This is a genomic window from Actinoallomurus acaciae, from assembly GCF_042429965.1.
Lineage (GTDB): Bacteria > Actinomycetota > Actinomycetes > Streptosporangiales > Streptosporangiaceae > Actinoallomurus > Actinoallomurus acaciae.
Window position 1 is genome coordinate 1 of sequence record NZ_JBHLZP010000580.1, and the last position, 4,843, is coordinate 4,843.

The following is a 4,843-nucleotide window of genomic DNA, read 5'->3' on the forward strand; positions in this document are numbered from 1 at the left end:
GGTCGCGTCGCGCGCCGCCGCGAGTTGGACCGCGACCGTGCCGACCCCGCCGGCCGCGCCCTCGATCAGCAGGGTCGTGCCGGTGCCGACCTTCAGCCGGTCGAGCACACGCGTGGCGGTCTCGACATTCGCCGCCGCGCCGCCGGCCTGCTCCCAGCTCAGCGCGTCCGGCTTCGACGCCCAGGCCGTGAGGACGGCGTACTCGGCGTTCGCGCCGCCCTTCGCGGCGATGTCGACGAGGCCGAAGACCGCATCGCCCGGCCGGACGCCGGTGACCCCGGCGCCGACCTCGTCGACCACACCCGCGGCGTCCACCCCGGGCACGTGGGGGAGGCGCAACGGGGACATGTCGGGGAACCGGCCCGAGCGCAGGTACCCGTCCGCGGGGGTGACGCCCGAGGCCCGTACGGCCACCCGGATGTGGCCGGGGCCGGCATGCGGCTCCGGCACGTCGGCCACGTCGAGGACGCTCGCGGGGCCGTACTCGGAGAATCGCAGTGCTCTCATGGCGGCAGACGTTATCGGAACACCCCGTCCGTTTGGCTAAAGTGAGAGCGGTGACGGACCGTTTGCCTCACTCCCTGCGCTCCGACGCTCGAGACAACCGCGAGCGCATCCTCGCCGTGGCCGGCACGACGTTCGCCGCCGAGGGCCTGGACGTGCCGATGCGCGAGATCGCGCGGCGTGCCGAGGTCGGCCCGGCGACCCTCTACCGGCATTTCCCGACCAAGGTGGCGCTGGTCACCGAGGTCTTCGCCGAGCAGATGGCGGTCTGCACCGCGATCGTCGACGAGGGACTCGCCGACCCGGACCCGTGGCGCGGCTTCTGCCGGGTGATCGAGAAGGTCTGTGAGATGCACGCACGGGACCGGGGCTTCACCGCGGCGTTCCTGTCGGCCTTCCCGGACACCGTCGACTTCGCCGCGGCCCGGGAGCGGTCGCTGGCCGCGGTCGCCGAACTGGCCCGCCGGGCCAAGGCGACCGGGGAGCTGCGCCCGGACTTCGTCCTGGACGACCTGATCCTGGTGCTCATGGCCAACGGCGGCATCCGCGCCGGCTCGCCGGCCGCGGCGGTGGCCGCCTCCCGGCGCTTCGCGGCGCTGTTGATCCAGAGCTTCCGGTCCGAGCCGGTCGTCGCGCCGCTGCCCCCGGCGGTACGGCTGCCGCTGTCGGTTGTGGGCCGGGGCCTGTAGGTCTAGGGCATGGCCGCCCTGCCGCGACCGGTGGCCCCGGAAAACGGTTCGACGGCCGTACGGAGTCCTGACACAGTGGCACATCGTGACGAACGTCGAGCCGGTGACCGCCGCGGACGTGCGGCTCATGCAGACTCTGGCGCAGCGTGTCACCGCCATCCGCCCGGACCTGGTGAACAGCGACGCGTCGTTCGGCGAGCTGGCCTGGAACTGGGGCAAGGACCACGCCGGGTACGGCGCGAGCTGGCGGCGCCGGCTGTGGCTCTCCGGCGGGGAGGCGGTGGCGTGGGGCTGGGCCCGTCTTCCGCATCAGGCGAGACGCGACGACGGGTCGGTAAAGGACGTCACCGGCGCCTATCTCGCTTATCAGGTCCATCCCGACCACGCCGAGCTGGTCGACGAGGTGATCGACTGGTACGACGCCACCGCGGGCGACACCGAGCGTACGGTGGTGCCCGGCGCCGCCGACGCGTTCGCCCTGGAGCGTTGGGCGGCGCACGGCTATGAGACCGACCCGTCCTCGCTCGGCGACACCGGGTCCTGGACCCAGCTCAACGAGCGGGACCTCACCGACGTGGAACGGCCGGCCCTGCCGGACGGATTCCGGTTCCGCACCGCTGAGGAGGCCGGACCGGAGGCCGCGGTCCGGGCCCATCTGGACGCCTGGTCCCCCTCGACGTACACGGCCGAGAGCTACCAGGGCGTCCGGCGGACGGCGGCGTACCGCGGCGACCTGCACATCCTGGTGGAGGCGCCGGACGGAACGATGGCGTCCTCGACGATCATGTGGCTCGACGAGGCGAACAGGACCGCCGAGTTCGAGCCCGTCGGGACGCATCCGGGCTACCGGCGCCTGGGGCTGGCGCGGGCGATGCTTCTGCACGGGATGCATCTGGCGCGGGCGGCCGGGGCCACTCACATGACGGTCGCCTGCCTGGGGGCGCCGGGGCATCCCCGGGCGCGCGGGCTGTACTACAGCGTCGGGTTCCGGGAGCTGTCGCGGGACGCGCCCCTCATCAAGGCCACGACCGCAGGCTGAGGCCGGTCGCTCAGCCGGGCAGGTGCCGGGCGAGGAACGCGTTGGTGAACTTGCCGGCCGGGTCGAAGCGGCGCCTGAGCGCCTGGAAGTCGGGCAGCCGCGGATAGACCGCGCGCAGCGCCTCGGGCGCGGTGGTGAACACCTTGCCCCAGTGCGGCCGGGGCTCGTACGGCGCGAGGCACTCCTCCAGGGCCGCGACCACCGGCAGCACACCGTCCAGGTCCTTCACCCAGGTGAAGTGGATGCCGACCGAGTCGCGACCGTACGCCGTGCTGAGCCACAGGTCGTCCGCCGCGATGGTGCGGATCTCGGAGATCTGGAGCATCGGCGCCACCCGGTCGCGGATCGCGTCCACCGCCCGCAGGGCCTCGACGGCACGCGCACGGGGCACGAGGTACTCCGTCTGCAACTCGACCCCGCTGCTCGGCGTGAACTCCGGCCGGAAGTGCGGCAGCCGTGCGAACCAGGGGCCGGGCACGCCGAGCTGCTCGGTGCAGGGCGTGGCGGAGATGCCGGGCACCGGGTGCCGGGGGCCGTCGGCCGGCCGCGCCGCGAACCAGTCCTCGCCGGCGGGCGGGTCCCCGTCCTGGTCGGCGCGGCGCTTGATCCAGACCTGGTCGATGGCCGGGCCGTGCCAGCCCGTGAAGAGACTGACGCTGTACGCGCTGGAGAACACGTCGTCGAAGTGCTCCTCCAGCGTCGCGAACGGCAGCTCCTCATAGACGTACTGACGCATGTCGAAGGCGGGCACGATGTCGAGCGTCACCGCGACCACGACGCCGAGCGCGCCCAGCCCGACGACCGCGCCGTCGAAGCCCTCCTCGCCGCGGCGCAGCGCGACCAGGTCGCCGTCGGCGGTGACGATCTCCAGCCCGGCCACGGCGGCGCTGAGGTTCCGGTTGCCGTCGCCGGAGCCGTGCGTGGCCGTGGCGATCGAACCGGCCACCGAGATGTGCGGCAGCGAGGCCAGGTTGCCCAGGGCGAACCCCGCCTCGTGGAGCCGCCGGCCCACCTCCGCGTACCGCAGGCTCGCCCCGACCCGGACCGTACGGGCGGCGCCGTCGATCTCGAAGAGGCCGGGCAGGGCGGACGGCGACAGCAGCACCCCGGATGTGTCGGCGATGTCGTTGAAGGAGTGCCCGCTGCCGAGGGTGCGGACCGTGGAGCTTCTCGCCACCAGGGCTCGCAGCTCGTCGAGCGAGGCGGGCCGTTCCACCCGCTCCGCCTGGAAGGTGACGCTTCCCGCCCAGTTGGTGAGCCCGCCGGACATCGACATCCCCGCCTTTCATTCGTTTCCAGGGCAAGGTATCGGTGAACGGGCGGCACACCACCGGCCCGTACGGCTCGGCGGCCGACGCCGCCGGTCGCGAACCGCGTCGTCCGGTCGCGCTCCCCCTCGATGGTTCGATCACGGCCGCGGGGGAAGCGGCCTGACATGGGCATTCTTAACAAGCTGGAGGACGCGGAGGTCCTCGATCGCGTGGTGGAGCCGACGCAGAAGGTCGCGCGGCGGCTGCCTCCCGGGCCGGTGCGCGACACTTTGTACGGCACCTGGCTGGGGCATCCTGTCCACCCGATGCTGGTCCAGGCCTCCGTGGGGGCCTGGTTGTCCGCCGGGGTGCTCGACCTGCGGCGCGGCAGTGACGACGCGGCCCGGCGGCTGGCCGCGTTCGGCCTGCTGGTCGCGGCGCCCGCCGTGCTGGCCGGCACGGCCGACTGGTCCGAGCAGCACGAACAGCAGATGCGGGTCGGCGTCGTGCACGCGTTGGCGAACGGCACCGCGATCGGTCTGTACGGCGCGTCGTTGCTCGCTCGCACGCCCGCGCGTCGCCGCGCGTTGCGCTACGCGGGCCTCGGCGTGGCGAGCGTCGGTGCGCTGCTCGGCGGCCGCCTGTCGTTCCGTCAGGCCGGAGGGGTCAATCACGCCGAGTCGGTGCCGTACCTGGTGGAGCCCGGCTGGCACGACCTCGGCACGTTCGACGACCTTCCGGACGGACGGCCGGTGCGCAGGATGCTCGACGAGGTTCCGCTGCTGGTGCTGCGGCGGGGCCGTGCCGCCGACGTGCTGTCCGACCGGTGCAGCCACCTGTCCGGGCCGCTGTCCGACGGCGAGGTGAGCGACGGATGCATCACGTGCCCGTGGCACGGCAGCGTGTTCCGGCTGTTCGACGGCTCGGTCGTCCATGGCCCGGCCACCGCGCCGCAGCCGTTGTTCGAGACGGAGGTACGGGACGGCATACTCCGGGTCCGCCTGCCCGGCGCAGGCTGACGAGCTCTCGGCCACCCGCTGCGGCTTGACGTGGCCGGTCCACCGGTGCCGCTCCACGGCAGAGGGCGCTGCGGCCTCAGCCGCCCCAGCTGAACCGCCAGCCGGAGGGCGGGGGAGGAGCGTCCGGCGTGCCGGACATCGTGCACCAGCCAGGGCGGTTGCCGGAGCAGCTCATCCAGAGGGTGCCGCCGGGCGGTCGGAGCGTGGGCCGGTGCGGGGCGGGACGGGTCCGCCGTGCGGGCGTGGGCGGACGGCCGTACAGCGCCATCGCGGCGGCGTTGGAGTAGCGCCGGGGACGAGGTTTCGCGGGTGGGGCGGCCGGGGCCTTCGGGCGGGGTGGCG

At 73.6% G+C, this 4,843-nt stretch carries 6 protein-coding genes; 3 read left to right on the forward strand and 3 right to left on the reverse strand.

Annotated features, from left to right (window positions below):
• On the reverse strand, positions 1–507 hold a 507-nt coding region (locus ACFFNX_RS42370; protein ID WP_378211898.1), incomplete at its 3' end, for an alcohol dehydrogenase catalytic domain-containing protein.
• Between the two features lie 50 nt (positions 508–557).
• Between ACFFNX_RS42370 and ACFFNX_RS42375 the strand changes: the two genes are divergently transcribed.
• Both ACFFNX_RS42375 and ACFFNX_RS42380 read left to right on the forward strand, forming a co-directional pair.
• Positions 558–1,193: a TetR/AcrR family transcriptional regulator gene (locus ACFFNX_RS42375; protein WP_378211899.1), complete on the forward strand. Its 636-nt coding sequence runs from the start codon at positions 558–560 to the stop codon at positions 1,191–1,193.
• 127 nt (positions 1,194–1,320) lie between these two features.
• The gene (locus ACFFNX_RS42380) at positions 1,321–2,232 is read left to right on the forward strand and encodes a GNAT family N-acetyltransferase (protein WP_378211903.1); all 912 of its coding nucleotides are present in this window, start codon (positions 1,321–1,323) and stop codon (positions 2,230–2,232) included.
• Positions 2,233–2,242: 10 nt separating this feature from the next.
• Here the strand turns inward: ACFFNX_RS42380 and ACFFNX_RS42385 are convergent, their stop codons facing one another.
• Complete coding sequence (locus tag ACFFNX_RS42385) at positions 2,243–3,502, reverse strand: D-arabinono-1,4-lactone oxidase (RefSeq protein WP_446678555.1); 1,260 nt, start codon at positions 3,500–3,502, stop codon at positions 2,243–2,245.
• A gap of 165 nt (positions 3,503–3,667) precedes the next feature.
• Here ACFFNX_RS42385 and ACFFNX_RS42390 point away from each other — a divergent pair, with 165 nt between their 5' ends.
• Positions 3,668–4,501 carry a Rieske (2Fe-2S) protein gene (locus tag ACFFNX_RS42390; protein WP_378211901.1) on the forward strand — a complete coding sequence of 278 codons (834 nt, stop codon included), beginning with the start codon at positions 3,668–3,670 and terminating at the stop codon, positions 4,499–4,501.
• Between the two features lie 76 nt (positions 4,502–4,577).
• Here ACFFNX_RS42390 and ACFFNX_RS42395 read toward each other — a convergent pair.
• On the reverse strand, positions 4,578–4,843 hold a 266-nt coding region (locus tag ACFFNX_RS42395; RefSeq protein WP_378211902.1), incomplete at its 5' end, for a hypothetical protein.